This window comes from Rhodococcus aerolatus (assembly GCF_054783215.1).
Genome location: NZ_BAAGQZ010000005.1, coordinates 30,244 through 55,642 on the forward strand (window position 1 = coordinate 30,244; position 25,399 = coordinate 55,642).

Genomic DNA, 25,399 nt, shown 5'->3' on the forward strand with positions numbered 1-25,399 from the left:
GGCGGTGAGCTCCCCCGCCGCCCCGCGCGGACAGGTCCGGCTCACCGACCTCACGGTGCGGCTGGGCACCACCACCGCCCTGGCTGGGCTCACCTGCCGCGCCGAGCCCGGCGCGGTGACGACCGTGCTCGGGCCGCCCGGCGCCGGCAAGACCACCGCGCTGCGCGCCCTGCTGGGCCTGCTGGCCCCCACCGCGGGCAGCGCCACCGTCGACGGGCGGGCCGTGCGCGCGCTGGCGGTCCCGGCCCGCACCGTCGGCCACGTCCCGGCCACGGCCGGGCTGCACCCCGGCCGGCGCGTGCGCGACCACCTCCGGGTGCTCGCCGACGCGCTCGAGCTGCCCGCCGCACGGGTGCCCGCCGTGCTCGAGCTCGTCGGGCTCACCGCCGAGGCCGGCCTGCGGGTGCGGCGCACCTCCCCCGCCGCGCGCCGCCGCCTCACCGTGGCGGCCGCGCTGCTCGCCGACCCCCGGGTGCTGGTGGTCGACGAGCCCGCCCGGGACCTCGACCCGGCCGGGGCGGCGTGGCTGCGCGACCTGCTGCGGGCGTGGGCCGGGGCCGGGCGGACGGTCGTCGTCGCCGAGCGCGACCCCCGCGAGGCCGCCCGGCACGACGACCCCGTCGTCGTGCTGCGCGGCGGGACGTGCGTGCACCAGGGCCCGGCGTCGGGCCTGCTCACCGGGGAGACGGTGCGCGTGCTCGCCGGCAGCGCGGACCCGGCGCGGCTGGCGACGGCGCTGGTCGCCGCGGGCACCACCGACGTGCGGGTGCGCCGGGACGGCCGCCTCGACGTCGGGGGTGCGACGGGGCGGGACGTCGCGGCGGTGGCGCGGGCGGCCGGGGTGCCGCTGCACCACCTGGCCGAGCAGCACCCCGACGTGGAGCGCACGTACCTGCGCCTGACGACCGGGCCGGGGACGCCGTGACGGCCGCGGGCGGGGGCGGGACCGGGGCCGGGACGACGGGGTGGTGGCGGACCGCCCTGCTGCGGGCCGAGCTGCGCCGCGTGGCCACCACCCGCACCGCCGCGGTGCTGCTGCTCGCGGGCACCGTGCCCGCCTGCCTGGTCGCGGCCGTCGTCGCCGCGGCCACGCAGTCCGCGGCCCGCGACGAGCTGTCCGCGCTGGGGGTGGCGGTGCCGCCGCTGCAGGGTCTCGCCGCCTCGGTGGGCGCCCAGGCCGCGACCGCGGTGGCGCTGCTGCTCGGGGCCGTCGGGGCCACGACGGAGCGCCGGCACGGCACGGCGGGGGTGACCGCGCTGACCGCCGGCGGCCGGGACCCCGTGCTGCTGGCCCGGGTGCTGGTCCACGCCGGGCTCGGACTCGTGCTGGGCGTCGTCGTCACCGGGGCCGCCACCGCGGCGGCCACCGGGGGCCTCCTGCTCACCGGGGGGTCGGCGACGCTGCCCCCGGCCGCCGCGCTGCTGGGCTGGCTGCTCACCGACGCGGTGGCGCTGGCGCTGTGGACGGTGCTCGGCGTGGGCCTCGGGCTGCTGGTGGGGCACCAGGTGCGGGCGGTGGTGCTCGGCCTCGTCGCGGTGTGGGTCGTCTCCCCGGTGCTGACGTCGGTGGGGGCGGCGGCGGGCCGCTCCGGGGAGGCGGGGGTGCTCAGCCCGACGGGCGCGACGAGTGCGCTGACCCGGCGCCGGCCGCTCGAGGAGCTCGGCCAGGCGCTGGCGGACAGCGTGCCCTCGGTCACCGTCCCCGAGGCCGGGCGGTGGTGGCTCGGCGGCCTGGTCCTGCTGGCGTGGACGGCAACCGTCTGCGCCGCGGGCTGGTGGGCGGCCCGGCGCCGCCCCGTCGCCTGACCCCCGCTCGCCACCGGCCCCGGCCACCGCCCCGCGGACCCCGCGGCGGCACCGCCCGGGCGGGACTACCGTCGCGGACCGATGACCGTCGTCCCGTCGCCGGTGCCCGCCCCCCGGGGCTGGGTGCGCCGGCTCGCCACCGCCGCCTGGCAGCACCCCCGGCTCGTCGTCGCGACCGTGGTCGTGGCCCTGCTCGGGACCGGGGTCGACGCCGTGGTCCCGCTGCTGGCCCGCACGGCCGTCGACGGCGCGGTGGCCGGCGCCCGCGGGGTGGTCGGGCCCGCGGTCGCGGCCATCGCCGGGCTGGCCGCGGTGCGCTTCGTCGCCGTGTTCGCCCGCCGCTACCTGGGCGGCCGGCTCTCCCTCGACGTCCAGCACGACCTGCGCACCCGGCTGTTCACCTCGCTGCAGCGCCTCGACGGGCCCGCGCAGGACGCGCTGCGGACCGGCCAGGTGGTGTCGCGGTCCATCACCGACCTGCAGCTGGTGCAGGGGCTGCTCGCGATGGTGCCGCTGTCGCTCGGCTCGGCCGTGCAGCTGGTGGTCTCCCTCGTGGCCATGGCCTACCTCTCCCCGCTGCTCACGGTGGTCGCACTGGTCGTGGTGCCGCTGGTCGCGGTGGCCGCGGGCACGGCGCGGCGCTCCCTGTTCCCCGCCACCTGGGCCGCGCAGCAGCGGGCTGCCGACGTCGCCCAGCACGTCGAGGAGACCGTCACCGGGGTGCGGGTGGTCAAGGGCTTCGGCCAGGAGGAACGCGCCACCGCCGAGCTCGAGGGCGCCGCCCGCCGGCTCTACGCCGACCGGCTGCGGGCGGCCCGGATCAACGCGCGCTTCGCCCCCACCCTCGCCGCCCTGCCCCAGCTGGGCCTGGTCGGGGTCATCGGGGTCGGCGGCGTGCTGGCGCTGCGCGGCGACCTGACCGTGGGCACCTTCCTGGCCTTCGCCACCTACCTCAGCGCGCTGTCCGGGGTGGCGCGGCTGCTGGCCGGGCTCGTCGTCAGCGGCCAGCTGGCCCGGGCGGCCGTGGAACGGGTCGGCGACGTCATCGACGCCCGCCCGGGGGTGCGCGAGCCCGCCGCACCGCAGGACCTGCCCGACGGCCCCCTGGGGGTCACCTTCACCGGCGTCGAGTTCGGCTACACCGCGGACGACCCGGTGCTGACCGGGCTCGACCTCGACGTCGCCCCCGGGGAGACGGTGGCCCTCGTCGGCCCGGCCGGCTCCGGCAAGTCGACCACCGCGCTGCTGCTGGCCCGCTTCTACGACGTCTCGGCCGGCTCGGTGCGGCTCGGGGCGGGCGCGCACCGCGTCGACGTCCGCGACCTCCGCCTGGCCGACCTGCGCGGCGCGCTGGGCGTGGTCTTCGAGGAAGCGTTCCTCTTCTCCGACTCCGTCGCGTCCACCATCGCCTACGGCCGGCCCGACGCGGGCCCCGCCGAGGTGCGGGCCGCGGCGGACGCGGCCCAGGCCACCGGGTTCGTCGAGGCGCTGCCCGACGGGTTCGACACCCTCGTCGGGGAGCGCGGGCTGACCCTGTCCGGCGGGCAGCGCCAGCGCCTGGCCCTGGCCCGCGCGCTGCTCACCGACCCCCGGGTGCTGGTGCTGGACGACGCCACCTCCGCCGTCGACGCCGCGACGGAGGCCGCGATCCAGGAGACCCTGCGCGAGGTGACCTCGCGGCGCACCACGCTGCTCGTCGCCCACCGGCGCTCCACCCTCGCGCTGGCCGACCGGGTCGCCCTCGTGGTCGGGGGCCGGGTGGTCGACGTGGGCACGGAGGCCGAGCTCACGGCCCGCTCGGCGACGTTCCGCGGCCTGCTCGCCGGGCCCGGTGACGCGCTGGTCGAGACGCCCGACCCGGCGGCGGCCCGCGACCCGTGGCCGGACACCGGCACCGGCACCAGCACCGACGGGGGCCCCACCGGTGGCACGGCCGGTGCGCTGGCCGTCCCGCCCACCCCGGGGCTGCGCGCCGCGGTGGCCGCGCTGCCCGTCGCCGCCGACCGGCCCGACCCCGCCGACGTGCCCGCGATCGAGCGCGGCTTCCGGCTGCCCGACCTGCTCGCCCCGGTGCGGCTGGGCCTCGCGGTGGTCGTCGGCCTCGTCGCGGTCGACGCCGCCGCCACCCTCGCCTTCCCCGCGCTGGTGCAGCGGGCCATCGACGGCGGCGTGGTGGCCGGGTCCGGACGTGCCCTGGCCGTGACGGTGGCCGTCGGGCTGGGGGTGGTCGCGCTGGACTGGGCGGTGGTCGCCGCGCAGACGGTGCGCACCGCCCGCGTCGGGGAGCAGGTGCTGTTCTCGCTGCGGGTGCGCAGCTACACCCACCTGCAGCGCCTCGGCCTGGACTTCTACGAGCGCGAGCTGGCCGGCCGCATCATGACGCGGATGACGACCGACGTCGACGCGCTGGCGACGTTCCTGCAGACCGGGCTGGCCACGGCGGTGGTGAGCGTGCTGACCGTCCTCGGCGTCAGCGCGGCGCTGCTGCTGACCGACGGCGTGCTGGCCGCGGTCGCGCTGGCCGTGCTGCCGGTGCTCGTCGTCGCCACCGTGGTGTTCCAGCGCGCCTCCTCCCGGGCCTACGCCGACGCCCGGGAGAAGGTCGGCCTGGTCAACGCCGACCTGCAGGAGAACGTGGCCGGGCTGCGGGTCAGCCAGGCCTACGTCCGGGAGGAGCGCTCGGCCGGGCGCTTCGTCGCGCGCAGCGCGGACTACCGGCGCAGCCGGATGCGGGCGCAGCGGGCCATCTCGCTGTACTTCCCGCTGGTCGCGCTGCTCACCGACCTGGCCCAGGCCGCGGTGCTGCTCGTCGGGGCGGGGCGGGTCGCCTCGGGCACCACGAGCGTGGGCGCGCTCACCGCCTTCGTCCTCTACCTCGGCCTCTTCCTGGCCCCCGTGCAGCAGCTCAGCCAGGTGGTCGACGGCTACCAGCAGGCCCGGGTCGGCCTGGGGAGGATCGGTGACCTGCTGGCCACCCCCAGCTCGGTCCGGGAGCGCGAGGGCGCGGCGCCGCTGACCGCCCACCTGCGCGGCGAGGTCCACCTCGACCACGTCGGCTTCCGCTACGCGGGCGCCCCGGTCGACGCGCTGACCGACGTCGACCTGCACGTGCCCGCCGGGGCCACGGTCGCGCTGGTGGGCCGCACGGGGGCGGGCAAGTCGACGGTGGTCAAGCTGCTGGCGAGGTTCTACGACCCCACGGCCGGCGCGGTGCGGGTCGACGGCACCGACCTGCGCGACCTGGCGCTGGGCGACTACCGCCGCCGGCTGGGGGTGGTGCCGCAGGAGCCGCACCTGTTCACCGGCGACGTCGCGTCCAACATCGCGTACGGCCGGCCGGGGGCGTCCCGGGCGGAGGTGACCGCCGCGGCGGACGCCGTGGGGGCGCTGCCCGTGCTCGCGGCGCTGCCGGCCGGGCTGCGCCAGCCCACCGGGGAGCGCGGCCAGGGCCTCTCGGCCGGGCAGCGCCAGCTCGTGGCGCTGGCCCGGGCCGAGCTGGTGGACCCGGACCTGCTGCTGCTCGACGAGGCCACCGCCGCGCTCGACCCCGCCACCGAGGCCGCCGTGCTCCGAGCCGGGGACCGGGTGACGCGCAGCCGCACCGCCGTCGTCGTCGCGCACCGGCTCGCCACGGCCCAGCGGGCCGACCTCGTGGTCGTGCTCGACGGCGGCCGGGTGGTCGAGCAGGGCAGCCACGACGCGCTGCTCGCGCTCGACGGCCACTACGCCCGGCTGTGGCGGGCGGGGGACCTCGACGGCGCCCGTCCGACCCAGCCGGCCTGAGCCGCCCGACCGTGACGGGGACCTCCTCCCGGCGAGCTGCGCCGGGGACGTACCGGGCGCGTGGAAGGTCTAGCCTGACCGGCAGGTGTGCTCACAGGAGACGATATGGAATCGAGGCGAACACCTGCCGTGACCCGCAGTTCCGTGCCTAGCAGCCCGGGGTCCCAGTTCGGGGCCAACGAGTGGCTCGTCGACGAGATGTACCGCCGCTACCAGGAGGACCCGTCGTCGGTCGACGAGGCCTGGCACGAGTTCCTGGCGGACTACTCCCCCGACGACGGCGGCAGCGACCCCGCCGCCCCGGCCGCCTCCACCGGCGGCGGGAAGGCCGGCCCGGGGGCCTCCTCCGGCGGTGGCAGCGCCCGCAACGGCAGCTCGGCCAACGGCAGCGCGGGCAACGGGAGCTCGGGCACGAAGGCCCCGGAGAAGAAGGCCCCGGAGACGAAGGCCCCCGCGGAGGAGACCCCGGCGGCGAAGGCGCCCGAGAAGAAGGCCACCGCGGCGAAGGCGGCTGCGCCGAAGTCAGCCACGCAGAAGTCCAACACGGAGAAGGCCCCGGCGACGGAGCAGCCGGCCGCGAAGGCCCCGGCGCCGGCCAAGGCCGCCGCGCCCGCGGAGTCGGCCAAGCCGGCGGTCCGCTCCGGCGGCTCCGCGGGCGCGTCCGACACCGCCGAGGACGAGGACGAGCCCACCGAGTCCGCCAGCGTGCTGCGCGGCGCGGCGAACGCCGTGGCCAAGAACATGTCGGCCTCGCTGAGCGTGCCCACCGCCACCAGCGTGCGGGCGGTGCCCGCCAAGCTCATGTTCGACAACCGCATCGTCATCAACAACCACCTCAAGCGGACCCGCGGCGGGAAGATCTCCTTCACCCACCTGCTGGGCTACGCGATCGTGCGGGCCGTCGAGGCCTTCCCGAACCTCAACCGCCACTTCGAGGAGCGCGACGGCAAGCCCACCGTCGTCACCCCGGCCCACACCAACCTGGGCCTGGCCATCGACCTGCCGGGCAAGAACGGCTCCCGCTCCCTCGTCGTCGCCGCCATCAAGGGCGCCGAGACGATGAGCTTCGGCCAGTTCTGGTCGGCCTACGAGGACATCATCCGCCGGGCGCGCGACGGGAAGCTCACCGGCGAGGACTTCGCCGGGGTCACCATCTCGCTGACCAACCCCGGCACCATCGGCACCGTGCACTCGGTGCCGCGGCTGGTCCAGGGCCAGGGCGCGATCATCGGCGCGGGCGCGATGGAGTACCCCGCCGAGTTCCAGGGGGCCAGCGACAAGCGGCTCGCCGAACTCGGGGTGGGCAAGATCCTCACGCTCACCTCGACCTACGACCACCGGATCATCCAGGGTGCCGAGTCCGGCGACTTCCTGCGTACGATCCACCAGCTGCTCCTCGGCGAGGACGGCTTCTACGACGACATCTTCGACTCGCTGCACATCCCCTACGAGCCGATCCGCTGGCGCCAGGACATCCCCGAGGGCGCGGTGGACAAGAACACCCGCGTCCTGGAGATCATCGAGGCCTACCGCAACCGCGGGCACCTCATGGCCGACACCGACCCGCTGGGCCGCGGGGCGCGCAACCACCCCGACCTCGACGTGCTCAACCACGACCTGACGCTGTGGGACCTCGACCGCGAGTTCAACGTGGGCGGGTTCGCCGGCCAGGAGCGGATGAAGCTGCGCGACGTCCTCGGCGTGCTGCGCGACTCCTACTGCCGCAGCGTCGGCGTGGAGTACACCCACATCCTCGAGCCCGAGCAGCAGGCGTGGCTGCGGCAGCGGGTGGAGCGCCCGCACACCAAGCCGACGCTGGCCGAGCAGAAGTACATCCTCAACCGGCTCAACGCCGCCGAGGCGTTCGAGACGTTCCTGCAGACGAAGTACGTCGGGCAGAAGCGCTTCTCGCTCGAGGGCAGCGAGTCGACCATCCCCATGCTCGACGCGGTGCTCGACCAGGCCGCGGAGAACGGCCTCGACGAGGTCGTCATCGGCATGCCGCACCGCGGCCGGCTCAACGTGCTGGCCAACATCGTCGGCAAGCCCTACCAGCAGATCTTCACCGAGTTCGAGGGCAACCTGAACCCGACGCAGGCCCACGGGTCCGGCGACGTGAAGTACCACCTCGGCGCCGAGGGCAAGTACATCCAGATGTTCGGCGACAACGACGTCGCGGTCTCGCTGACCGCGAACCCGTCGCACCTCGAGGCCGTGGACCCGGTGCTCGAGGGCCTGGTGCGCGCCAAGCAGGACCTCCTCGACAAGGGCGAGGAGGGCTTCACCGTGATGCCGCTGATGATGCACGGCGACGCGGCGTTCGCCGGGCAGGGCGTGGTGGCGGAGACGCTCAACCTGGCCCTGCTGCGCGGCTACCGCACCGGCGGCACCGTGCACGTCATCGTCAACAACCAGGTCGGCTTCACCACCGCCCCCGAGCACTCCCGCTCCAGCGAGTACTGCACCGACGTGGCCAAGATGATCGGGGCGCCGATCTTCCACGTCAACGGCGACGACCCGGAGGCCTGCGTCTGGGTCGCCCGCCTCGCCGTCGAGTACCGCCAGGCCTTCGGCAAGGACGTGGTCATCGACCACATCTCCTACCGCCGGCGCGGGCACAACGAGGGGGACGACCCCTCGATGACGCAGCCGCGCATGTACGACCTCATCGACACCAAGCGCAGCGTCCGCAAGAGCTACACCGAGGCCCTCATCGGCCGCGGCGACCTGTCCATGAAGGAGGCCGAGGCGGCGCTGCGCGACTACCAGGGCCAGCTCGAGCGGGTGTTCAACGAGGTCCGCGAGATCGAGAAGTACACCCCGGAGCCCAGCCCGTCGGTCGAGGCGGACCAGGTGGTCCCGACCAAGGTCGACACCGCGGTCAGCGCCGAGGTGCTCGCCCGCATCGGCGACGCACACACCGACCTGCCCGAGGGCTTCTCCGCCCACCCGCGGGTCAAGCCGGTGCTCGAGCGCCGGGCGACGATGGCCCGCGAGGGCGGGGTCGACTGGGGCTTCGGCGAGCTGCTCGCGTTCGGCTCGCTGGTCATGGAGGGCCGCACCGTGCGGCTCTCCGGGCAGGACTCGCGCCGCGGCACCTTCACCCAGCGCCACTCGGTGGTCATCGACCGCAGGACCGGGGTCGAGTACACCCCGCTGCAGAACCTGGGCTCGGCCCACCAGGACGAGGACGACTCGGTCGGCAAGTTCCTGGCCTACGACTCGGCGTTGAGCGAGTTCGCCGCCGTCGGCTTCGAGTACGGCTACTCGGTGGGCGACCCCAGCGCGCTCGTGCTGTGGGAGGCGCAGTTCGGCGACTTCGTCAACGGCGCGCAGTCGATCATCGACGAGTTCATCTCCTCCGGCGAGGCCAAGTGGGGGCAGCGCTCCGACGTGGTGCTGCTGCTGCCCCACGGCCACGAGGGCCAGGGCCCGGACCACACCTCGGGTCGCATCGAGCGCTGGCTGCAGCTGTGCGCGGAGGGCTCGATGACGGTGGCGGTGCCGTCCACCCCGGCGAACTACTTCCACCTGCTGCGCCGCCACGCCATCGACGGCGTGCACCGCCCGCTGGTGGTGTTCACCCCGAAGTCGATGCTGCGGCTCAAGGCCGCCACCAGCCAGGTCGCCGACTTCACCGAGGGCAGCAAGTTCCACTCGGTGATCGACGACCCGACGTTCGAGAACGACGGCGGGGACGCATCGAAGGTCCGCAAGGTCCTGCTGTGCAGCGGCAAGCTGTACTGGGAGCTCGCGGCGCGGCAGGCCAAGGAGGGCATCACCGACACCGCGATCGTGCGGGTCGAGCAGCTCTACCCGGTGCCGCGCCGCCGCCTCACCGAGGCGCTGGACCGCTACCCGAACGCCGAGGAGGTGCGCTGGGTCCAGGAGGAGCCGGCGAACCAGGGCGCGTGGCCGTTCTACGGGCTGAACCTGCCGGAGCTGCTGCCGGACAAGCTGCAGCGCCTCGTGCGGGTCTCGCGTCGGGCCATGGCCGCCCCGTCGGCCGGGTCGTCGAAGGTGCACGCGGTGGAGCAGGCCGCGCTCATCGACGACGCGTTCGCCTGAGCGGCGCGGGCGTGTACTTCACCGACCGCGGCATCGAGGAGCTGGAGAGCCGGCGCGGCGGCGAGCAGGTGAGCCTGGAGTGGCTGGCCGGGCGCCTGCGTGTGTTCGTCGACCTCAACCCGGAGTTCGAGGACGCCGCGGAGCGCTTCGCGACGTTCCTGGCCCGCGACGATGCCGACGACCTGGACGCCGACCTCGACGACTGAGCAGTCCCCACCGGACGGACCCCCGGACGGGCGAGGCCCCCACCGCGGTGCGGTGGGGGCCTCGTCGTGGTCGGACCGGGGTCAGCCGAGGCCCTTGTCCTTGAGGAACTGCCCGGCGACGGTCTGCGCCGGCTGGTTGTCCACCGAGACCTGGCGCAGCAGCGAGGCCAGGGTGGCGGTGTCGAGCGCCTTGGAGATGTCGTTCAGCTTCGACTTCGCCGCGTCCGACAGCGAGCCGTCCTTGTACAGCGGCACCACGTTCTGGGCGGGGAAGACGTTCTTCGGGTCGGCCAGGCTGACGAACGTGCCGTCGACCAGCGTCGGGTCGGTGCTGTAGAGGTCCGCCGCCTGCACGGTGCCGTCCTTGAGCGCCTGGACCGTCAGCGGGCCGCCGGTGTCGAGCGCCTGGAACCGCTGGAAGGTGCAGCCGTACTTGTCCTTGAGCCCGACGAGGCCGGCCTGCCGGGTCTCGAACGAGCCGGAGCCGCCGACGACGAACTGCCCGCACACCGGGACCATGTCCTCGATGGACTTCAGGTTGTACTGCTGGGCGGTCTCGGGCGTCACCGCGACGACGTCCTTGTCCTCCGCCGGGGAGTACTCGAGCACCTTGAGGTCCTGCGGCAGGGCGGCCTGCAGCGCGGTGTAGACCTCGTCGGAGGAGGCCGCGGTGGCCGCCTTGTCGTACTGCAGCAGCAGGTTGCCGGTGTAGTCGGGGATCACCGAGATCTCCCCGTTCTGCATGGCGCCGAGGTAGATCTCGCGGGCGCCGATGTTGAGCTTCTTCGTCACGTTCACCCCCGCGGCCTGCAGCCCGCCGGCGTAGATCTCCGCCAGCAGCTCGTTCTCGGGGAAGTTGGCCGAGCCGACGATGACGTTGTCCTGGCTGGCCTGGCCACCGCCGAGGGCGGTGTCCGAGCTGCCGCACGCGGTCGCGGCGGTGGCGACGACGGCGAGGGCCGCCAGCGCGACGACGCCACGGCCTCTGCCGGCCCGCAGCCTGGTCCTGGTTCGGGTCATGCTGGTGTCCTCTCCTGGTCGGGTCCCCGTCGGGAGAGCACCGAGCGGCGGCGGGGACCCGCGAGGAGCCGCAGCCCGGTCGGGACGACGAGACGCTGCAGTCCGGCCAGCGCGACGTCGACGAGCACGGCGAGCAGCGCGATGAGCACCGCCCCGGAGACGACCTGCGGCACGTCACGCTGCAGCAGGCCGGAGACGATGTACTGCCCGAGGGTGCCCTGCGCCACGAGCGCGGCGATCGGCACGGTGGCCACCACCTGCAGCATCGCGGTGCGCACGCCGCCGAAGATCACCGGCATCGCGTTGGGCAGCTCGACCCGCAGCAGCACCTGCGGCTCGGTCATGCCCACCCCGCGGGCCGCGTCCGGCAGGTCCGGGTCGACCCCGGAGACGCCGGCCAGGGTGGCGAGCATGACCGGCGGCACGGCCAGCACCACGAGCGTGATGATCAGCCAGGTGAGGCTGATGGAGAAGCTGGAGACCAGCAGCAGCACCAGGCCGAGGCTGGGGATGGCCCGCAGCGCCGTGGCCGAGCCGAGCACCAGGGTCGCGCCGCGGCCGGTGTGCCCGATCAGCGCGCCCACCGGCAGCGCGATCAGCACGGCGATGGCCACGGCGAGCAGCGAGTAGCTCAGGTGCTCCACGGCGCGGGTGACGATGCCGTTCTGCCCGCCGTAGTTGGCCCCGTCGGTCAGGAAGTCCAGGACCTGCGTGACGATCACGACGCCCCCGCCCGCAGCCACGGCGTCAGCGCCTTCTGCACGCCGACGACGACCGCGTCGCCGACGAGCGCGATGAGCGCGACCAGCACGATGCCGACCAGCTGGGGCGGGACGAAACTGCGGGCGAACCCGAAGGTGAACAGCTCGCCGAGCCCGCCCGTGCCGATGAGTGCCCCGATGCTGACCAGGCTGACGTTGGACACCACGGCCACCCGCAGCCCGGCCGCGATCACGGGCACCGCCAGCGGCAGCTCGACGGTGAGGAAGCGGCGGACCGGGGCGAAGCCCATGGCCGTCGCCGCGGTCAAGGTGGCCGGCGGCAGCGCGTCGAGCGCGCCCACCGTGCTGCGCGTGAGCAGGCAGATCGTGTACGCGCTCAGCGCCACGACGATGTTGATCGACCCGGTGAACGGGGTGCCGAGGATGAACGGCAGCGCCACGAACAGCGCGAGCGACGGGATCGTGTAGATCACGCTGGTGGTGCCCAGGATCAGCGCCCGCGCGGTCGCGGTGCGGCTGGCCACCCAGCCCAGCGGCACGGCCACCACCAGCCCGACCAGGATCGGCACGAAGGACAGGTACAGGTGCTGGCCGAAGTCGGTCAGGATCTGCTGCTGGTAGATGGAGTTGGACAGGTACTCACCCACCGGCCATCTCCTTGCGGTGGGCGTCGATCCGCTCCAGGACCTCGGGCCCGCGCACGGCGCCGAGCAGCGCACCGTCGCCGTCGACCACCAGCCCCTGCCCGGACGGCGAGCTGAGCGCGGCGTCGAGGGCCGAGCGCAGCGGCTCGCCCCGGCGGTGCAGCGAGCCCCCGGGGACCACGTCGGCCGCCTCGGTGGCCCCGGGGCGCAGCCAGCCGTGGGGTCGGCCGTCGCGCAGCACCAGCCGCCACCCGGTGGCGGGCTCGACCCCGGCCGAGAGCTGCTCCTCGGCGACGGTGTCGACCTCGGCCAGCGGCAGCGCGTCGTCACCGGTGAAGCTGAGCCCGCGGTAGCCGCGGTCCCGGCCGACGAAGGAGGCGACGAAGTCGTCGGCGGGGCGGGCCAGCAGCTCGCGCGGCCTGTCGTACTGCGCCAGGTGCCCGCCCTGGCGGAACACCGCGACGCGGTCACCGAGGCGCACGGCCTCGTCGATGTCGTGGGTGACGAACAGGATGGTCTTGCCCAGCTCGGACTGCAGCCGCAGCAGCTCGTCCTGCAGCCGCTCGCGCACCTCGGGGTCGACCGCGCTGAACGGCTCGTCCATGAGCAGCACGGGCGGGTCGGCGGCCAGCGCCCGGGCCACCCCCACGCGCTGCTGCTGCCCGCCGGAGAGCTGGGCGGGGTAGCGCGACGCCAGGTCGGGGTCGAGGCCGACGACGTCGAGCAGCTCGCGGGCCCGCTCCCGCGCCTTCGCCTTCTTCGTGCCGGCCAGCATGGGCACGGTGGCCACGTTGTCCAGCACCGTGCGGTGCGGGAACAGCCCTGCGCTCTGGATGACGTAGCCGATGCCCCGGCGCAGCTCGGCGGGCTCACCGCTCATCACGTCGGTGCCGTCGAGCAGGACCTGGCCGCTGGTGGGCTCCACCATGCGGTTGACCATCCGCAGCGACGTCGTCTTGCCGCAGCCCGACGGGCCCACGAAGACCGTGATCTCCCCGTCGGGCACGGTCAGCGAGAGCGAGTCCACGGCCGTGGTGCCGTCCGGGTAGCGCTTGGTCACGTCGCGGAACTCGATCACGGAGGTGTTCCCCTCGTCAGCGGTCCCGGCAGGACGATCCTGGTCGGGCCCAGCGCCTGGGTCAGGGCCAGCGCCCGGTGGACAGTGCGGAGGAACCCTAACCACGAGCACGCCCGGGGCGCAGCGGACGACGGGAGATCCGCGCGACCCGGGCGGTGTGGTTGCCCGATCGTTACCTGGCTCAGCCCTCGCGGGCGACCCCCTCGGCGCGGGCCGCGGCCGCGACGGCCGCGGCCACGGCGGGTGCGACGCGGGGGTCCAGCGCGCTCGGCACGATCGCGTCGACGGACAGCGACTCGGCGGCCACCGCGGCGATGGCCTGCGCCGCGGCCAGCTTCATGCCCTCGGTGATGCGGGTGGCGCCGACGTCGAGCGCGCCGCGGAACACCCCGGGGAAGGCGAGCACGTTGTTGATCTGGTTCGGGAAGTCGCTGCGGCCCGTGGCGACGACCGCGGCGTGCCGCGCGGCCACGTCGGGGTGCACCTCCGGGGTGGGGTTGGACAGCGCGAACACGATCGCCCCCGGCGCCATCGAGGCGACCACGTCCTCCGACACCGTGCCCGAGCTCAGCCCCAGGAAGACGTCGGCACCGGCCATGGCCTCGGCCAGGCCCCCGGTGCGGCTGAACGGGTTGGTCCGCGCGGCGAGCTCGGCCTTGACGGGGGTGAGGTCCTCGCGGTGGGTGCCGATGATGCCGCGGGAGTCGAGCACGGTGACGTCGGCCGCGCCCGCGGCCAGCAGGATGTTCGCGCAGGCCACGCCGGCCGCGCCGGCCCCGGAGACGACCACCCGCAGCCCGGTCAGGTCGCGGTCGAGCGCCTGCGCCGCGCCCCGCAGGGCGGCCAGCACGACGATGGCGGTGCCGTGCTGGTCGTCGTGCATGACGGGGCAGTCCAGCGCGGCGACGAGCTTGGCCTCCAGCTCGAAGCACCGCGGGGCGCTGACGTCCTCGAGGTTGACGGCGCCGAAGCTGGGGCGCAGCCGCACCAGGGTCTCGACGATCTCGTCGACGTCGGTGGTGTCGAGCACGAGGGGGATGGAGTCCAGGTCGGCGAAGGACTTGAACAGCGCCGACTTGCCCTCCATGACGGGCAGGGCGGCGCGCGGGCCGATGTCGCCGAGGCCGAGCACGGCGGTGCCGTCGCTGACCACGGCGACCAGCCGCGAGGCCCAGGTGTAGGTGCGGGCGAGGCCGGCGTCCGCGGCGATCGCGGAGCTCACCTCGGCCACCCCGGGGGTGTAGGCGATGGAGAGGTCCCGGGCCGTGTCGAGCGCCACCGTCCCCGTCACCGACAGCTTGCCGCCGCGGTGGGCGTCGAAGATCTCGTCGTCGGTGAGCGCCGGGGCGGTGCTGCCCCGCTCGGTCGGTCGCTGTGCCTCGAACACGGTGGTCACGTCGTCCCTCCTCGGGATGGCGGCGCGAGGCCCGCGCCCGGGGAGGGGCGGCGGCTCGCGCCGGGTGTGGCGCAGGGGTGGCGGGCATCCGTCACGGGGCGGGGCCCACCCAGGGGTGGTCAGCGGGCGGGGCGGAGCGGTCGGCTCCCGGCACGGCCCGGGCGCTGGGGTGACCAGCGTCGTCCGGCGGCGGTCGGCCACCGGGTGCGGGTCCAGTGTGGCATCCCCGCTCCCGGCCGGTCGAGCCGCCCCTCCGGGGCCGCGCCGTACCCTGACGCCCGTGCGCACACGCGAGCTCGCCATCGCCGGGGCCTGGGAGTTCGAGCCCACCGTGTTCCCCGACGACCGCGGGTCCTTCGTCGCCCCGTTCCAGGCCGAGGCGTTCCGGGAGGCGACGGGGCACGACCTGGCCCTGGGCCAGACGAACCACAGCGTCTCCCGCCGCGGGGTGGTCCGGGGCGTGCACGTGGCCGACACCCCGCCCGGGCAGGCGAAGTACGTCTACTGCGCCCGCGGCGCCCTGCTCGACGTCGTGGTGGACCTGCGCGTCGGGTCGGAGACCTTCGGCCACCACGAGGCGGTGCTGCTGGAGTCGGTGCGCGGCAACGCGGTCTACCTCTCGGAGGGCCTCGGGCACGCCTTCGTCGCGCTCGACGACGACACCGCCATGGCCTACCTGTGCACGACCGGCTACCGGCCGGGCGCCGAGCGCGGCGTGGACCCGCTCGACCCCGAGCTGGCGCTGCCCTGGCCCAGCGAGCTCGACCTCGTGCTCTCCGACAAGGACCGCGCCGCCCCGAGCCTGGCCCAGGCCCTCGACGCGGGGTGGCTGCCCGAGCTGGCCGCGTGCCAGGAGTGGGTCGAGGGGCTCCGCGCCCGGGCCTGACGGTCCCCCACCCGGTGTCAGCCGCCGCGCAGCCGGCGCGGCCGCGGGTGCAGCCGTGCCGCCACCACGGCCACCACGGTGGCGGGGCCGAGGGTGCGGGAGTCGGTGGAGCCGTCCGGGAAGTCGCCCCGGACGTCCCAGCCCTGCCGGACGTCCCCGCCGCCGCCGGGCGCGCGGCCCGCGAGGCGCTTGACGGAGAGCTGCTCCGGGCGGGCGGCCCAGCGCACCAGCGCCACGTCGCCGGGCCGCGGCCGCAGCACGGACCACGCCAGCACCACGTCCCCGTCGGACAGGGTGGGGCTCATCGACGGGCCCCGGACCAGCACCCGGCGGGGCAGCACCGACCCGGCTCCTAGCCCCCGCACCGCACCCCTCCTCCGTCGCCCACCGGGCCGCCCCGGCGTCCCCGTCGCGTCGCCAGGTCCTCGCTGCCGCAAGCGGTTCGCAGCACGGGCCGGGTGGGGCGTCCCGGCGTAGGGTCGGCCCCGTTCGATCTTCCACCACCGACGCCCCGCTCCGCACGGGCGTCCCCGTCACAGGAGGAACCGTGGGTCTGCTGTCCCGCCTGACCACCCCCCGCCTCACCGCGACCGCCCACTGCGACCTGCCCTGCGGTGTCTACGACCCCGCCCAGGCCCGCATCGAGGCCGAGTCCGTCAAGGCCATCCAGGAGAAGTACCAGGGCAACGACGACCCGGCGTTCCGCGCCCGGGCCATCGAGATCAAGGAGCAGCGCTCCGAGCTGGTCAAGCACCACCTCTGGGTGCTGTGGACCGACTACTTCAAGCCCCCGCACTTCGAGAAGTACCCCCAGCTGCACGAGCTGTTCAACAAGGCGACCAAGGCCGCCGGCGGCGGTGCCGACGGCACCAAGAGCTCGAACGACCCGGCCACCGGCCAGGCGCTGCTCGACCAGATCGCCGAGATCGACCGCATCTTCTGGGAGACCAAGCAGGCTGCCTGACGCTGCTGCTCCCGACGCCCGCCCCACCACCCGGTGGGGCGGGCGTCGTGCTGAGCGGGGTCGGGCTCAGGTGGTCCGGAAGCTGGCCGTCCACCGGACCCGGCCCGGGGCCACCTCGCCGTGGCTGCGGGCGGTGCGGCCCGTCAGGTCGGGGAACAGCCCCCGCGGCAGCGCGACGGACATCGCCTCGGCCAGCAGCGCCTCGTCGACGTCCCACTGCGACAGGACGGCCGGCAGCACCAGCTCCACCTCGATCGGCTCCCCCACCGCCCCGATGATCGTCGCGACCGGCGCGCCGCGCCCGCTCAGGCGGGGACGCAGCTGACCGGGGCGTCGACCCGCACGCCGACCACGTCGCCCGTGGCGGGCAGCGGGCCCGCCCGCGCGCGGGCTCGCAGCGTGGTGCCTGCCGCGTCCCCGGTCCCGCCGACGACGAGGTGGACCACCGCGTCGTGGCCGTAGAAGTCCACCGCCGTGACCCGGGCCGCGATCTCGCTGCCGGGTCCGGTCCCCGCGCCGGCGGGGAGGACCTCGAGGTGCTCCGGGCGCAGCACCACCAGGGCGTCACCGGCGGGCACCGGGCCGGCCACGTCGAGCTCGCCGAGCATGTCGGTCCGGGCGCGCCGGCCCGCCACGGTGCACGGCAGCAGCATCGCGTCCCCGACGAACGTCGCGCAGAACGCGTCCACCGGCGCCTGGTACACCGCGCGGGGCTCCCCCACCTGGGCGACCACCCCGTCGCGCAGCACGGCCAGCTGGTCGGCCATCGACAGCGCCTCGTCCTGGTCGTGGGTGACCAGCACGGCGGTGGCCCCCGCCGCCCGCAGCGCCGCCGCCACCGCGGCCCGCGTCTGGCCGCGCAGGCCCGCGTCGAGGGCGGAGAACGGCTCGTCGAGCAGCACCAGCTCCGGTCGCGGGCCCAGCGCGCGCGCCAGGGCCACCCGTTGCTGCTGCCCGCCGGAGAGCTCGCTGGGCAGCCGCCCCGCCAGGTCGGGCTCCAGGCCCACCAGCGCCATGAGCTCGGTGGTCCGCGCGCCCCGGCCGCGCTGCGCCCGGGGCAGGCCGAAGGTGATGTTCGCGGCGACGTCGAGGTGCGGGAACAGCGCCCCCTCCTGCGCCACGTACCCCACCCGGCGGCGCTGCGGCGGGACCGCGCGGCCGGCACCCGCCACGGTCCGCCCGCCGAGCGTGACGGTCCCCGCGTCCGGGGCGTCGAACCCGGCGACGAGGCGCAGCAACGTGGTCTTGCCGCAGCCGGAGGGACCCAGGACGGCGGTCAGGCTGCCCGAGGGCACGGTGAGGTCGACCCCGTCGAGCACGGGCGGGCCGCCGAACGCCTTGCGCACGTCGGTCAGGACGAGGTCGGTCACCCCACCAGCGTCCCAGACGGCGCCGCGCCCGCCGCGACGCTCCCCGGGGCGCCACCGTCCGGCTCGGCGCCGGGCCGGGGCCGGGCCACGGCCGCGCGGGTGAGCAGCCAGGTCGCCGGCGTGGAGACCAGCACGAGCAGGGCGGCGTAGGGCGCGGCGGCGGAGTACTCCAGCGCGCTGGAGTGGCTCCAGAACTGCGTCGCCAGCGTCCGGGTGCCCGTGGGGGCGAGCAGGAGGGTGGAGGTCAGCTCGGTCGAGGCCGCGATGAACACCAGGGCGGCCCCCGCCCCCAGCCCGGGGGCGAGCAACGGCACCTCGACCCGCAGGAACGTGGCGACCCGGCCGGCCCCGAGGCTGCGGGCGGCCTCGGCCAGCCCGGGCGGGGCCTGCGCGAGGGCGGCGCGGACGTTGGCCACCGCGCGCGGCAGGAACAGGATCGCGTAGGCCGCCAGCAGCATCCACACGGTCTGGTAGAGCGGGCGGGCGTGCCGGATGGCCAGCACCACCAGTGCGAGCGCGACGACGATGCCGGGCAGCGCGCTCGCGAACCACGTCGAGCGCTCGACGACGGTGGCCACCACCCCGCGGTGGCGCACGGCCAGCCAGCCCACGGGCAGGGCGAGCACGAGCGTCACCCCGGCCGCGACGAGACCCAGCCCCACGGTGCTGAGCACGGCCGGGCCGAGCCGGTCGAGGTCGGCCCCGGTGGTCGCGTCGAGCGCCAGCCAGCGCACCAGGATGCCCAGCGGGACGACGAGCGTGGCGCCGACGACCACCGCGAGACCGGCCGTCAGGGCCCCCCGGGCGCGGGTCACCACGGGCTGCCCGGGCCGGGCCGCTCCCTGCCCCACGCGGGCGTAGCGCGCCGAGCCCCGGGCGCCCTGCTCGGCGACCAGCAGCAGCAGGCACGCCAGCACGAGCACCGAGGCCAGCGCGGTCGCGGCGGGGCCGGCGAACGACGAGCGGTACTGGTCGTAGATCGCGGTGGTGAAGGTGGGGAACTGCAGCAGCTGCAGCGCGCCGAACTCCGAGAGCATGTGCAGCGCGACCAGCAGCGAGCCGCCGAGCAGCGCGGGCCGGACCTGGGGCAGCACGACGCGGCGGAACACCGCCCACTCCCCCAGGCCGAGGGCCCGGGCGGTGTCCTCCAGCGCCGGGTCCAGCCGGCGGAGCATGGCGACGACGGGCAGGTAGACCAGCGGGAAGTACGACGAGACGACGACGAGCAGCGCACCGTCGAGACCGTTCAGGCCGGGGGCCACGGAGATCCAGGCGTAGCTGGAGACGAACGCGGGCACCGCGAGCGGTGCGACGAGCAGCACGTGCCAGACGCGCCGGCCGACCACCGCGCGGCGCTCGACCACCCAGGCGGCGCCCACCCCGAGGACGGCGCAGAGCACCACGCCCAGCACCGTCAGCTCGGCGGTGTTGGCCAGCAGCTCGACGGTGCGGGCGCGCACGAGCAGCGTGCGGAGCTCCGCCAGCGGTGTCGTCGCGGTGAACCCGACGACGTAGGCGAGCGGGAGCAGGGCCAGCACCGCCACGCCGACGCCCCCCAGCAGGAGCGCGGGCGAGGCGCGCCGGGCGCCGCGGGTGCGGCCGGCCACGTCAGATGAGCCCGGCGCCGCGCATCAGCTCGACGACCTTCGGACCGTTCAGCGCGGTCACGTCGACGACGGGGGCGCCCAGCTCGGCCAGCGGGCGCAGCGCCGGGTTGGAGGGCACGCCGGAGGCGACGGTGTACTCCAGGTTGGTGCTCTGCGCCGACACCTCCTGGCCCTGGGTGCTGGTCAGGAAGGCCACCAGCTGCTGCGCCTGCGCCGGGTGCGCGCTCGAGGCGAGCACGCCGGCCCCGGACACGCTGACGAACGCCCCGGGGTCCTGGTCGCCCAGGAACTTCAGGGCCACGTTCGCCGTGTTCGGGGCGCCGCCGGCCTGGTCCTTGTACCAGTAGTAGTGGTAGATGATCCCGGTCTGGACCTCGCCGGAGTTGACGGCCTTGAGGACCGCGTTGTTGCCCTGGTAGATCCGGGCGTTGGACTTCAGCCCCGCGAGCCAGCGCGCGGTGGCCTCCTCGCCGCGCAGCTGCAGGACCGCGCTGACGATGGCCTGGAAGTCCGCGCCACCGGGGGAGATGCCGACCTTGCCCGCCCACGCCGGGTCGGCCAGGTCGAGCACGGACGCCGGCAGCTGGTCCTCGGTGAGAGCGCGGGTGTCGTAGGGCAGCACGGTGGCGCGGGCGGCCCACCCGACCCAGCTGCCGTCGGCGGCCTGGTACTGCGCGGGCACCTGCGCCCGGGTGGCCGCGTCGACGGGGGCGAGCAGGCCCGCACCGGCGACGAGGCTCATGGCCGGGGAGTTCTCGGTGACGAAGACGTCGGCGGGCGACGCGTCGCCCTCGGCGACGATCTGGTTGCCCAGCTCGGAGTCGTCCCCGTTGCGGAGCTCCACGGCGATGCCGGTCTGCGCGGTGAAGGCGTCCACCTCGGCCTGGCTGAGGTCCTCGTGCTGGGCGTTGTAGAGCACCAGCGTCGTGTCGCCGGCGTCGGACGAGCCGGAGCAGGCGGCGGCGGTGAGCGCGGTGGCGAGCGTGAGCGCGGCGACGGCGGCGCCGCGTCGGGCGCGGCGGCGGAGCGGGAGCATCGGGACCTCGCGGGGTGGGGGACGGGACGCCCGGCGGGGTCGACCCCGACCGGTGCAGGTGAGGCTAGCCTAAATCGGGCACGGTCCCCACCGACCGCCCCCACCCGGTCGTCCCCACCGGTCGCCCCCGCGCGACGCGGCCCGCCAGGATGGGGCCATGCACACGGCAGCGTCGCCCCCCGACCACCAGCACCGCGTGATCCTGCTGCGCCACGGGCAGACCGAGTGGTCGCAGTCCGGCCAGCACACGGGGACCACCGACATCCCCCTCACCGAGGACGGCGTCGCGCAGGCGCGGGCGGCGGCGGACCTGGTCACCGCGCTCGAGCTCGACCACCCGACCGTGATCACCAGCCCGCGCCGCCGCGCGACGCGCACGGCCGAGCTCGCCGGGCTGGACGTGGACGAGCAGACCGAGGACCTCGCCGAGTGGGACTACGGCGAGTACGAGGGCCTGACCACCCCGGAGATCCGGGAGACCGTGCCCGGCTGGACGGTGTGGACGCACCCCTGCCCGGGCGGGGAGACCGCGGAGCAGGTGCAGGCCCGGGCCGACCGCATCCTGGGCCGCGCCCGCGCCGTGCTGCTCGACGGTGACGTCGTGCTCGTGGGGCACGGGCACTTCTCCCGCGCGCTGCTGGCCCGCTGGGTGGGCATGGGCGTCACCGCGGGCATCCACTTCGGCATGTCCCCCGCCGGTCTCGCCGTGCTGGGCCAGGAGCACGGCCAGGACCAGATCGTGGCCATGAACATCACCCCGGCCCTGCCGTGACGGGCCCGGGCCCCGCTGCGGACGAGCCGACCCCCGCCGGGGCGGGGCGGGTGCCGCGACGGGTCGAGCCGGGTGACGTGGCCGCCGTCGTGGCCATGGTGCACGACCTGGCCGCGTACGAGCGCGCCGCGCAGGAGTGCACGCTGACGGCCCCGCAGCTGCACGCGGCGCTGTTCTCCGACGCGCCGGCGCTGTTCGGCCACGTCGTCGAGGACGGCGCGGGCGGCCTGGCCGGGTTCGCGCTGTGGTTCCTGAACTACTCGACGTGGGACGGCGTGCACGGGGTCTACCTCGAGGACCTCTACGTCCGGCCCGAGCTGCGCGGCGGCGGGCACGGCGCGGCGCTGCTCGCCGCCCTGGCCCGGGTGTGCGACGAGCGCGGGTACAGCCGGCTGACGTGGTGGGTGCTGGACTGGAACGCCCCGTCGATCGGCTTCTACCGCTCGCTGGGCGCGGTCCCGATGGACGAGTGGACGACGTTCCGGCTCAGCGGCGACGCCCTCGCCGCGCTCGCGGCCCGCGGCTGAGCGGGCCCGGTCAGGCCATCGGCGGACGGTACTGCCCGGCGACCCACTCCGAGGTGGCGCGGCCGAGCAGGAGCACCAGCACCGCGACCGCGACCAGGCCCATGACCACGCCCGCCAGCGCCTGGCCCGACCCGACGAGCAGGTACCAGGCCGCGCCGAGCAGCAGCACCTGCACCACCACGGCCGGGGCGCGCGCGGCGCGGCGGCCGCGCACCAGCGAGGCCCCGGCCAGCACGATGCCCACCCCCATCACCGCGAAGTACCCGGCGGTGCCGTAGCCCGAGCGGGCCGACGCGCCGGGGTCGGACGCGGTGGAGAACGCGATCGAGACCGCGAACACCAGCGCGGCCGCCCCCTGCAGGAGGACGACGACCCCGGCGCGGCGCACCGCCGCCGGGGCGGGCGGCGGGCCGGCCGGGTCGGTGCCGGTCGGCGGTGGGCTGGACGTCACGGGGCCAGGGTAGGACCCGGATAGGGTCGCTGCCCGTGCGTGCCCTGCTGATCGTCAACCCCAACGCGACCTCGACGACGGCGGCGGGGCGCGACGTGCTGGCGCGCGCACTGACCTCGGGGGTGCGGCTGCGCGTGGCCCACACCGACCACCGCGGGCACGCCGCCGAGCTCGCCCGCGGCGCCGTCGACGACGGCCTGGACCTGGTGGTCGTCCACGGCGGCGACGGCACCGTCAACGAGGCGGTCAACGGCATGCTCGGCGCGCCCGGCTCCTCGCCGGGGCCGCTGCCGGCGCTCGGGGTGCTGCCGGGCGGCTCGGCCAACGTCTTCGCGCGGTCCCTGGGCATCTCCCCCGAGCCCATGGCGGCCGCGCGGCAGCTGCTCGCCGCGGTCGACTCGGGGGCGCGCCGGCGGACCGGGCTGGGGGTGGCCGACGACCGCTGGTTCCTGTTCAACGCGGGGCTGGGCTGGGACGCGGAGGTGGTCGCCTCGGTGGACCGGCACCGCCGCCACGGCGGGGACGCCAGCCCCGCGCGCTACGTCCGGGCCGCGGTCGCCGGCTACGTCCGGGCACGGCGGCACCGCCTCGCGCTGCACGCGACGCTAGACGGGCCGGACGGGCGCGAGGAGGTGGGCGCGCTGCGGTCGTTGTTCGTCTCCGCGACGGACCCGTGGACCTACCTGGGGCCGCGCGCCGTGCACACCAACCCCGACACCCGCCCCGACCGCGGCCTGGGGGTGTTCGCGCTGCGCAGCATGGGCCTGGCCACGGTCGCCCGGGTCGTGCCGGCGATGCTCCGCGCGGGCGGGCAGCCCCGCTCGGCGGCGCTGCTGCGGCGCGACGACGTCGACCGCGTCGAGGTCCGCTGCGGCAGCGAGGTCGACCTGCAGCTCGACGGCGAGCACCTGGGCACCCGCACCGCGGTCACCTTCGCCCGGGCGCCCGAGGCGCTCGAGGTGGCGCTCGAGCCGCCGCGCCCGACCGGCTGAGCCGCCGGGCCCCCGGCGCCCGGTCGACACCGTCCCCGGACGGGGGGATCATGGCCCCACCAGCACGTCCACCCCGGGACCGCAGCGTGACGTGACGTGCAGCACGACCGGGACGCGACCCCTTGACTTGCCGACGTCGCGTGAAAGCATTCACAAGCAACAGCCCGGAAACATTCGGGTACACGTACGTGCCCACACCCCCCCGAGACGGTGCACCCCCCGCACCCAGCAAGGAGCAGACGATGGATTGGCGTCACAGGGCCATCTGCCGCGACGAGGACCCGGAGCTCTTCTTCCCGGTCGGCAACAGCGGTCCCGCCCTCGCCCAGATCGCCGAGGCCAAGGTCGTCTGCCGTCGCTGCCCCGTCGTCTCCGACTGCCTGGCCTGGGCGCTGGAGTCCGGCCAGGACGCCGGCGTCTGGGGCGCGATGAGCGAGGACGAGCGCCGCGCGCTCAAGCGGCGCAACGCCCGCAGCCGGGCCCGCTCGCGCGCCTGAGCCGCACCGCAGCCCACGTCGGGCCCGTCCCCAGCCGGGGGCGGGCCCGACGTGCGTCCGTGGTCAGCGGGTCTGCCGGTAGCGCCCGGAGAGCGGCACGCGCAGCACGGCCTCCGTGCCGCGCTCGGCGCCGCGGTGCAGGCCCAGCGTGCCGCGCAGCTCCGCGTCGACGAGCGTGCGCACGATCTGCAGGCCGAGCCGGTCGGCCCGGGCCAGGCTGAACCCCTCGGGCAGGCCCCTGCCGTCGTCGGCGACGACCAGCTCGAGCGCCCCCGCGGAACGCTCGGCCCGGATCTGCACCGTGCCCCGCTCGCCGGCGGAGTAGGCGTGCTCGATCGCGTTCTGCACCAGCTCGGTGAGCACCATGACCAGCGGGGTGGCCAGCTCGGCGGCCAGCACCCCGATGCGTCCGGTCCGCACCACCGCGATGTCGCTGGTCACGGTGGCGACGTCGGCCATCATCGGCACCAGGCGGTCGACCACGTCGTCGAGGTCGACGCGCTCGTCGACCGACATGGACAGCGTGTCGTGCACCAGGGCGATGGAGGCCACCCGGCGCACGGCCTCCGACAGCGCCCCGCGGGTCTCCTCGTTGCCGGTGCGCCGCGCCTGCAGCCGCAGCAGGGCCGCCACGGTCTGCAGGTTGTTCTTCACCCGGTGGTGGATCTCGCGGATGGTGGCGTCCTTGCTCAGCAGCGCCCGGTCACGCCGCTTGACGTCGGTGACGTCGCGGACCAGCACCAGGGCACCGCCGGGACGCCCTCCGGGGCGCAGCGGCAGGGCCCGCAGCAGGACGGTGGCGCCCCGGGCGTCGGCCTCCACGCGCGGGGTCGGCGACCCGCCGAGCGCGGCCCGCACCCGGCCGACGACCTCGCCGGCGTCGAACGGGTCGGTCACCAGCTCTCGGGTCACCTTGGCCAGCTCGGTGCCCACCAGCTCGACCGCCAGCCCCATGCGGTGGTAGGCCGAGACCGCGTTGGGGCTGGCGTAGAGCACGGTCCCGCTCGGGTCGACGCGGACCAGCCCGTCCCCGGCCCGTGGGCTGGAGTGCACGTCGGTCACCGACTCCCGCGGCGGGAAGGACCCGTCGGCGACCATCTGCGAGAGGTCGCCCGCGCACTCGAGGTAGGCCACCTCCAGCGGGCTCGCCGCCCGGTCCTGCGCGGTGGTCACGTCCCGGCCGAGCACGGCCACCACGACGCCCTCGCAGCGCACCGGCAGGGCGTGCCGGCGCAGCGGCACCCCCTCGTGCAGCAGCACGTCGGGGGCGGTGCGCGCCTCGCCGAGCTCGAGCGCCTCCCGGAGGTGGGCGTCGACGCCCGGGTCGGACCGCGAGCCCACCTCGTCCTCGGCGAAGACGGTGTGCGACGTGGTGGGCCGGGCCTGTGCGACGCAGAGCAGCGCCCCGCCCGGGTCGGTGCCGGGCTCGTCGGGGCGCACCCACATCCGGAAGTCGGCGAAGGAGAGGTCGGCCAGCAGCTGCCACTCCGAGACCAGCCGCTGCAGGTGCTCCACGGCGTGGCCGGGGAGGCTGGTGTGGACGGCGAGCAGCTCGCTGAGGGTGGACACCGGGG

At 75.7% G+C, this 25,399-nt stretch carries 23 protein-coding genes; 11 read left to right on the plus strand and 12 right to left on the minus strand.

Features of this window, described 5'->3' with window-relative positions; genetic code table 11:
* Window positions 1–4: 4 nt before the first annotated feature.
* The 5 genes from ACYVOF_RS03505 (at window position 5) to ACYVOF_RS03525 (ending at window position 9,863) form a co-directional block, all read left to right on the plus strand.
* Window positions 5–925 carry an ATP-binding cassette domain-containing protein gene (locus ACYVOF_RS03505; RefSeq protein ID WP_460864135.1) on the plus strand — a complete coding sequence of 307 codons (921 nt, stop codon included), beginning with the start codon at window positions 5–7 and terminating at the stop codon, window positions 923–925.
* Window positions 922–1,806 carry a hypothetical protein gene (locus ACYVOF_RS03510; protein ID WP_460864136.1) on the plus strand — a complete coding sequence of 295 codons (885 nt, stop codon included), beginning with the start codon at window positions 922–924 and terminating at the stop codon, window positions 1,804–1,806. Before ACYVOF_RS03505 ends, ACYVOF_RS03510 begins: the two co-directional genes overlap by 4 nt.
* Window positions 1,807–1,887: 81 nt before the next feature.
* Window positions 1,888–5,589, plus strand: coding sequence for an ABC transporter ATP-binding protein (locus ACYVOF_RS03515; RefSeq protein ID WP_460864137.1), 3,702 nt, complete (start codon window positions 1,888–1,890; stop codon window positions 5,587–5,589).
* Window positions 5,590–5,733: 144 nt separating this feature from the next.
* Window positions 5,734–9,657 carry a multifunctional oxoglutarate decarboxylase/oxoglutarate dehydrogenase thiamine pyrophosphate-binding subunit/dihydrolipoyllysine-residue succinyltransferase subunit gene (locus ACYVOF_RS03520; protein ID WP_460864138.1) on the plus strand — a complete coding sequence of 1,308 codons (3,924 nt, stop codon included), beginning with the start codon at window positions 5,734–5,736 and terminating at the stop codon, window positions 9,655–9,657.
* A gap of 11 nt (window positions 9,658–9,668) precedes the next feature.
* Window positions 9,669–9,863, plus strand: a complete 195-nt coding sequence (locus ACYVOF_RS03525) for a DUF6104 family protein (RefSeq protein ID WP_460864139.1) — start codon at window positions 9,669–9,671, stop codon at window positions 9,861–9,863.
* An 81-nt stretch (window positions 9,864–9,944) separates the two neighbouring features.
* On the opposite strand, the gene ACYVOF_RS03530 is transcribed toward ACYVOF_RS03525, so the two are convergent.
* The 5 genes from ACYVOF_RS03530 to ACYVOF_RS03550 all read right to left on the minus strand — a co-directional run bounded on the left by ACYVOF_RS03530 (window position 9,945) and on the right by ACYVOF_RS03550 (window position 14,714).
* Window positions 9,945–10,883: an ABC transporter substrate-binding protein gene (locus ACYVOF_RS03530; protein ID WP_460864140.1), complete on the minus strand. Its 939-nt coding sequence runs from the start codon at window positions 10,881–10,883 to the stop codon at window positions 9,945–9,947.
* Entirely contained in the window at window positions 10,880–11,605 is a 726-nt protein-coding gene (locus ACYVOF_RS03535) for an ABC transporter permease (protein ID WP_460864141.1), read from the minus strand. The genes ACYVOF_RS03530 and ACYVOF_RS03535 overlap by 4 nt, the downstream gene beginning before the upstream one ends.
* Complete coding sequence (locus ACYVOF_RS03540; protein WP_460864142.1) at window positions 11,602–12,252, minus strand: ABC transporter permease; 651 nt, start codon at window positions 12,250–12,252, stop codon at window positions 11,602–11,604. Before ACYVOF_RS03540 ends, ACYVOF_RS03535 begins: the two co-directional genes overlap by 4 nt.
* Entirely contained in the window at window positions 12,245–13,327 is a 1,083-nt protein-coding gene (locus ACYVOF_RS03545) for an ABC transporter ATP-binding protein (RefSeq protein WP_460864143.1), read from the minus strand. Before ACYVOF_RS03545 ends, ACYVOF_RS03540 begins: the two co-directional genes overlap by 8 nt.
* 181 nt (window positions 13,328–13,508) lie before the next feature.
* A complete protein-coding gene (locus tag ACYVOF_RS03550) occupies window positions 13,509–14,714 on the minus strand; it encodes an NAD(P)-dependent malic enzyme (protein ID WP_460864287.1) in 1,206 nt (401 codons plus the stop codon).
* Between the two features lie 289 nt (window positions 14,715–15,003).
* On the opposite strand from ACYVOF_RS03550, the gene ACYVOF_RS03555 reads away from it, so the two are divergent.
* Complete coding sequence (locus ACYVOF_RS03555) at window positions 15,004–15,609, plus strand: dTDP-4-dehydrorhamnose 3,5-epimerase family protein (RefSeq protein ID WP_460864144.1); 606 nt, start codon at window positions 15,004–15,006, stop codon at window positions 15,607–15,609.
* Between the two features lie 17 nt (window positions 15,610–15,626).
* Here the strand turns inward: ACYVOF_RS03555 and ACYVOF_RS03560 are convergent, their stop codons facing one another.
* Window positions 15,627–15,950 carry a S26 family signal peptidase gene (locus ACYVOF_RS03560; RefSeq protein WP_460864145.1) on the minus strand — a complete coding sequence of 108 codons (324 nt, stop codon included), beginning with the start codon at window positions 15,948–15,950 and terminating at the stop codon, window positions 15,627–15,629.
* A 212-nt stretch (window positions 15,951–16,162) separates the two neighbouring features.
* Here ACYVOF_RS03560 and sodN point away from each other — a divergent pair, with 212 nt between their 5' ends.
* Window positions 16,163–16,573 carry a superoxide dismutase, Ni gene (sodN, locus tag ACYVOF_RS03565; protein WP_460864288.1) on the plus strand — a complete coding sequence of 137 codons (411 nt, stop codon included), beginning with the start codon at window positions 16,163–16,165 and terminating at the stop codon, window positions 16,571–16,573.
* 66 nt (window positions 16,574–16,639) lie between these two features.
* Here the strand turns inward: sodN and ACYVOF_RS03570 are convergent, their stop codons facing one another.
* Genes ACYVOF_RS03570 through ACYVOF_RS03585 form a run of 4 tightly spaced genes read right to left on the minus strand, consistent with a single transcriptional unit; the run spans window position 16,640 to window position 20,586 of the window.
* Complete coding sequence (locus ACYVOF_RS03570) at window positions 16,640–16,840, minus strand: hypothetical protein (protein WP_460864146.1); 201 nt, start codon at window positions 16,838–16,840, stop codon at window positions 16,640–16,642.
* A 38-nt stretch (window positions 16,841–16,878) separates the two neighbouring features.
* Complete coding sequence (locus tag ACYVOF_RS03575) at window positions 16,879–17,943, minus strand: ABC transporter ATP-binding protein (RefSeq protein WP_460864147.1); 1,065 nt, start codon at window positions 17,941–17,943, stop codon at window positions 16,879–16,881.
* A complete protein-coding gene (locus ACYVOF_RS03580) occupies window positions 17,940–19,550 on the minus strand; it encodes an ABC transporter permease (protein ID WP_460864148.1) in 1,611 nt (536 codons plus the stop codon). The genes ACYVOF_RS03575 and ACYVOF_RS03580 overlap by 4 nt, the downstream gene beginning before the upstream one ends.
* 1 nt (window position 19,551) lies before the next feature.
* Window positions 19,552–20,586, minus strand: a complete 1,035-nt coding sequence (locus tag ACYVOF_RS03585; RefSeq protein WP_460864149.1) for an iron ABC transporter substrate-binding protein — start codon at window positions 20,584–20,586, stop codon at window positions 19,552–19,554.
* Between the two features lie 157 nt (window positions 20,587–20,743).
* Here ACYVOF_RS03585 and ACYVOF_RS03590 point away from each other — a divergent pair, with 157 nt between their 5' ends.
* Both ACYVOF_RS03590 and ACYVOF_RS03595 read left to right on the plus strand, forming a co-directional pair.
* Window positions 20,744–21,358 (plus strand): acid phosphatase, encoded by a 615-nt coding sequence (locus ACYVOF_RS03590; RefSeq protein WP_460864150.1) that lies wholly within the window; start codon window positions 20,744–20,746, stop codon window positions 21,356–21,358.
* A 50-nt stretch (window positions 21,359–21,408) separates the two neighbouring features.
* Complete coding sequence (locus tag ACYVOF_RS03595) at window positions 21,409–21,885, plus strand: GNAT family N-acetyltransferase (protein WP_460864289.1); 477 nt, start codon at window positions 21,409–21,411, stop codon at window positions 21,883–21,885.
* Between the two features lie 10 nt (window positions 21,886–21,895).
* On the opposite strand, the gene ACYVOF_RS03600 is transcribed toward ACYVOF_RS03595, so the two are convergent.
* Complete coding sequence (locus ACYVOF_RS03600) at window positions 21,896–22,336, minus strand: hypothetical protein (protein WP_460864151.1); 441 nt, start codon at window positions 22,334–22,336, stop codon at window positions 21,896–21,898.
* 35 nt (window positions 22,337–22,371) lie between these two features.
* Between ACYVOF_RS03600 and ACYVOF_RS03605 the strand changes: the two genes are divergently transcribed.
* Together ACYVOF_RS03605 and ACYVOF_RS03610 are read left to right on the plus strand one after the other, a co-directional pair.
* Window positions 22,372–23,328, plus strand: a complete 957-nt coding sequence (locus tag ACYVOF_RS03605) for a diacylglycerol/lipid kinase family protein (RefSeq protein WP_460864152.1) — start codon at window positions 22,372–22,374, stop codon at window positions 23,326–23,328.
* Window positions 23,329–23,570: 242 nt separating this feature from the next.
* A complete protein-coding gene (locus tag ACYVOF_RS03610) occupies window positions 23,571–23,825 on the plus strand; it encodes a WhiB family transcriptional regulator (RefSeq protein ID WP_460864153.1) in 255 nt (84 codons plus the stop codon).
* A gap of 63 nt (window positions 23,826–23,888) precedes the next feature.
* Here the strand turns inward: ACYVOF_RS03610 and ACYVOF_RS03615 are convergent, their stop codons facing one another.
* On the minus strand, window positions 23,889–25,394 hold the full coding sequence (locus ACYVOF_RS03615; RefSeq protein WP_460864154.1) for a sensor histidine kinase: 1,506 nt from the start codon (window positions 25,392–25,394) through the stop codon (window positions 23,889–23,891).
* Window positions 25,395–25,399 lie beyond the last annotated feature (5 nt).

Bases quoted from the DNA above. Each gene is read 5' to 3' on its own strand.
- ACYVOF_RS03585 (WP_460864149.1), bottom strand. From the start codon at position 20,586: ATGCTCCCGCTCCGCCGCCGCGCCCGACGCGGCGCCGCCGTCGCCGCG.
- ACYVOF_RS03530 (WP_460864140.1), bottom strand. From the start codon at position 10,883: ATGACCCGAACCAGGACCAGGCTGCGGGCCGGCAGAGGCCGTGGCGTC.
- ACYVOF_RS03515 (WP_460864137.1), top strand. From the start codon at position 1,888: ATGACCGTCGTCCCGTCGCCGGTGCCCGCCCCCCGGGGCTGGGTGCGC.
- ACYVOF_RS03610 (WP_460864153.1), top strand. From the start codon at position 23,571: ATGGATTGGCGTCACAGGGCCATCTGCCGCGACGAGGACCCGGAGCTC.
- ACYVOF_RS03590 (WP_460864150.1), top strand. From the start codon at position 20,744: ATGCACACGGCAGCGTCGCCCCCCGACCACCAGCACCGCGTGATCCTG.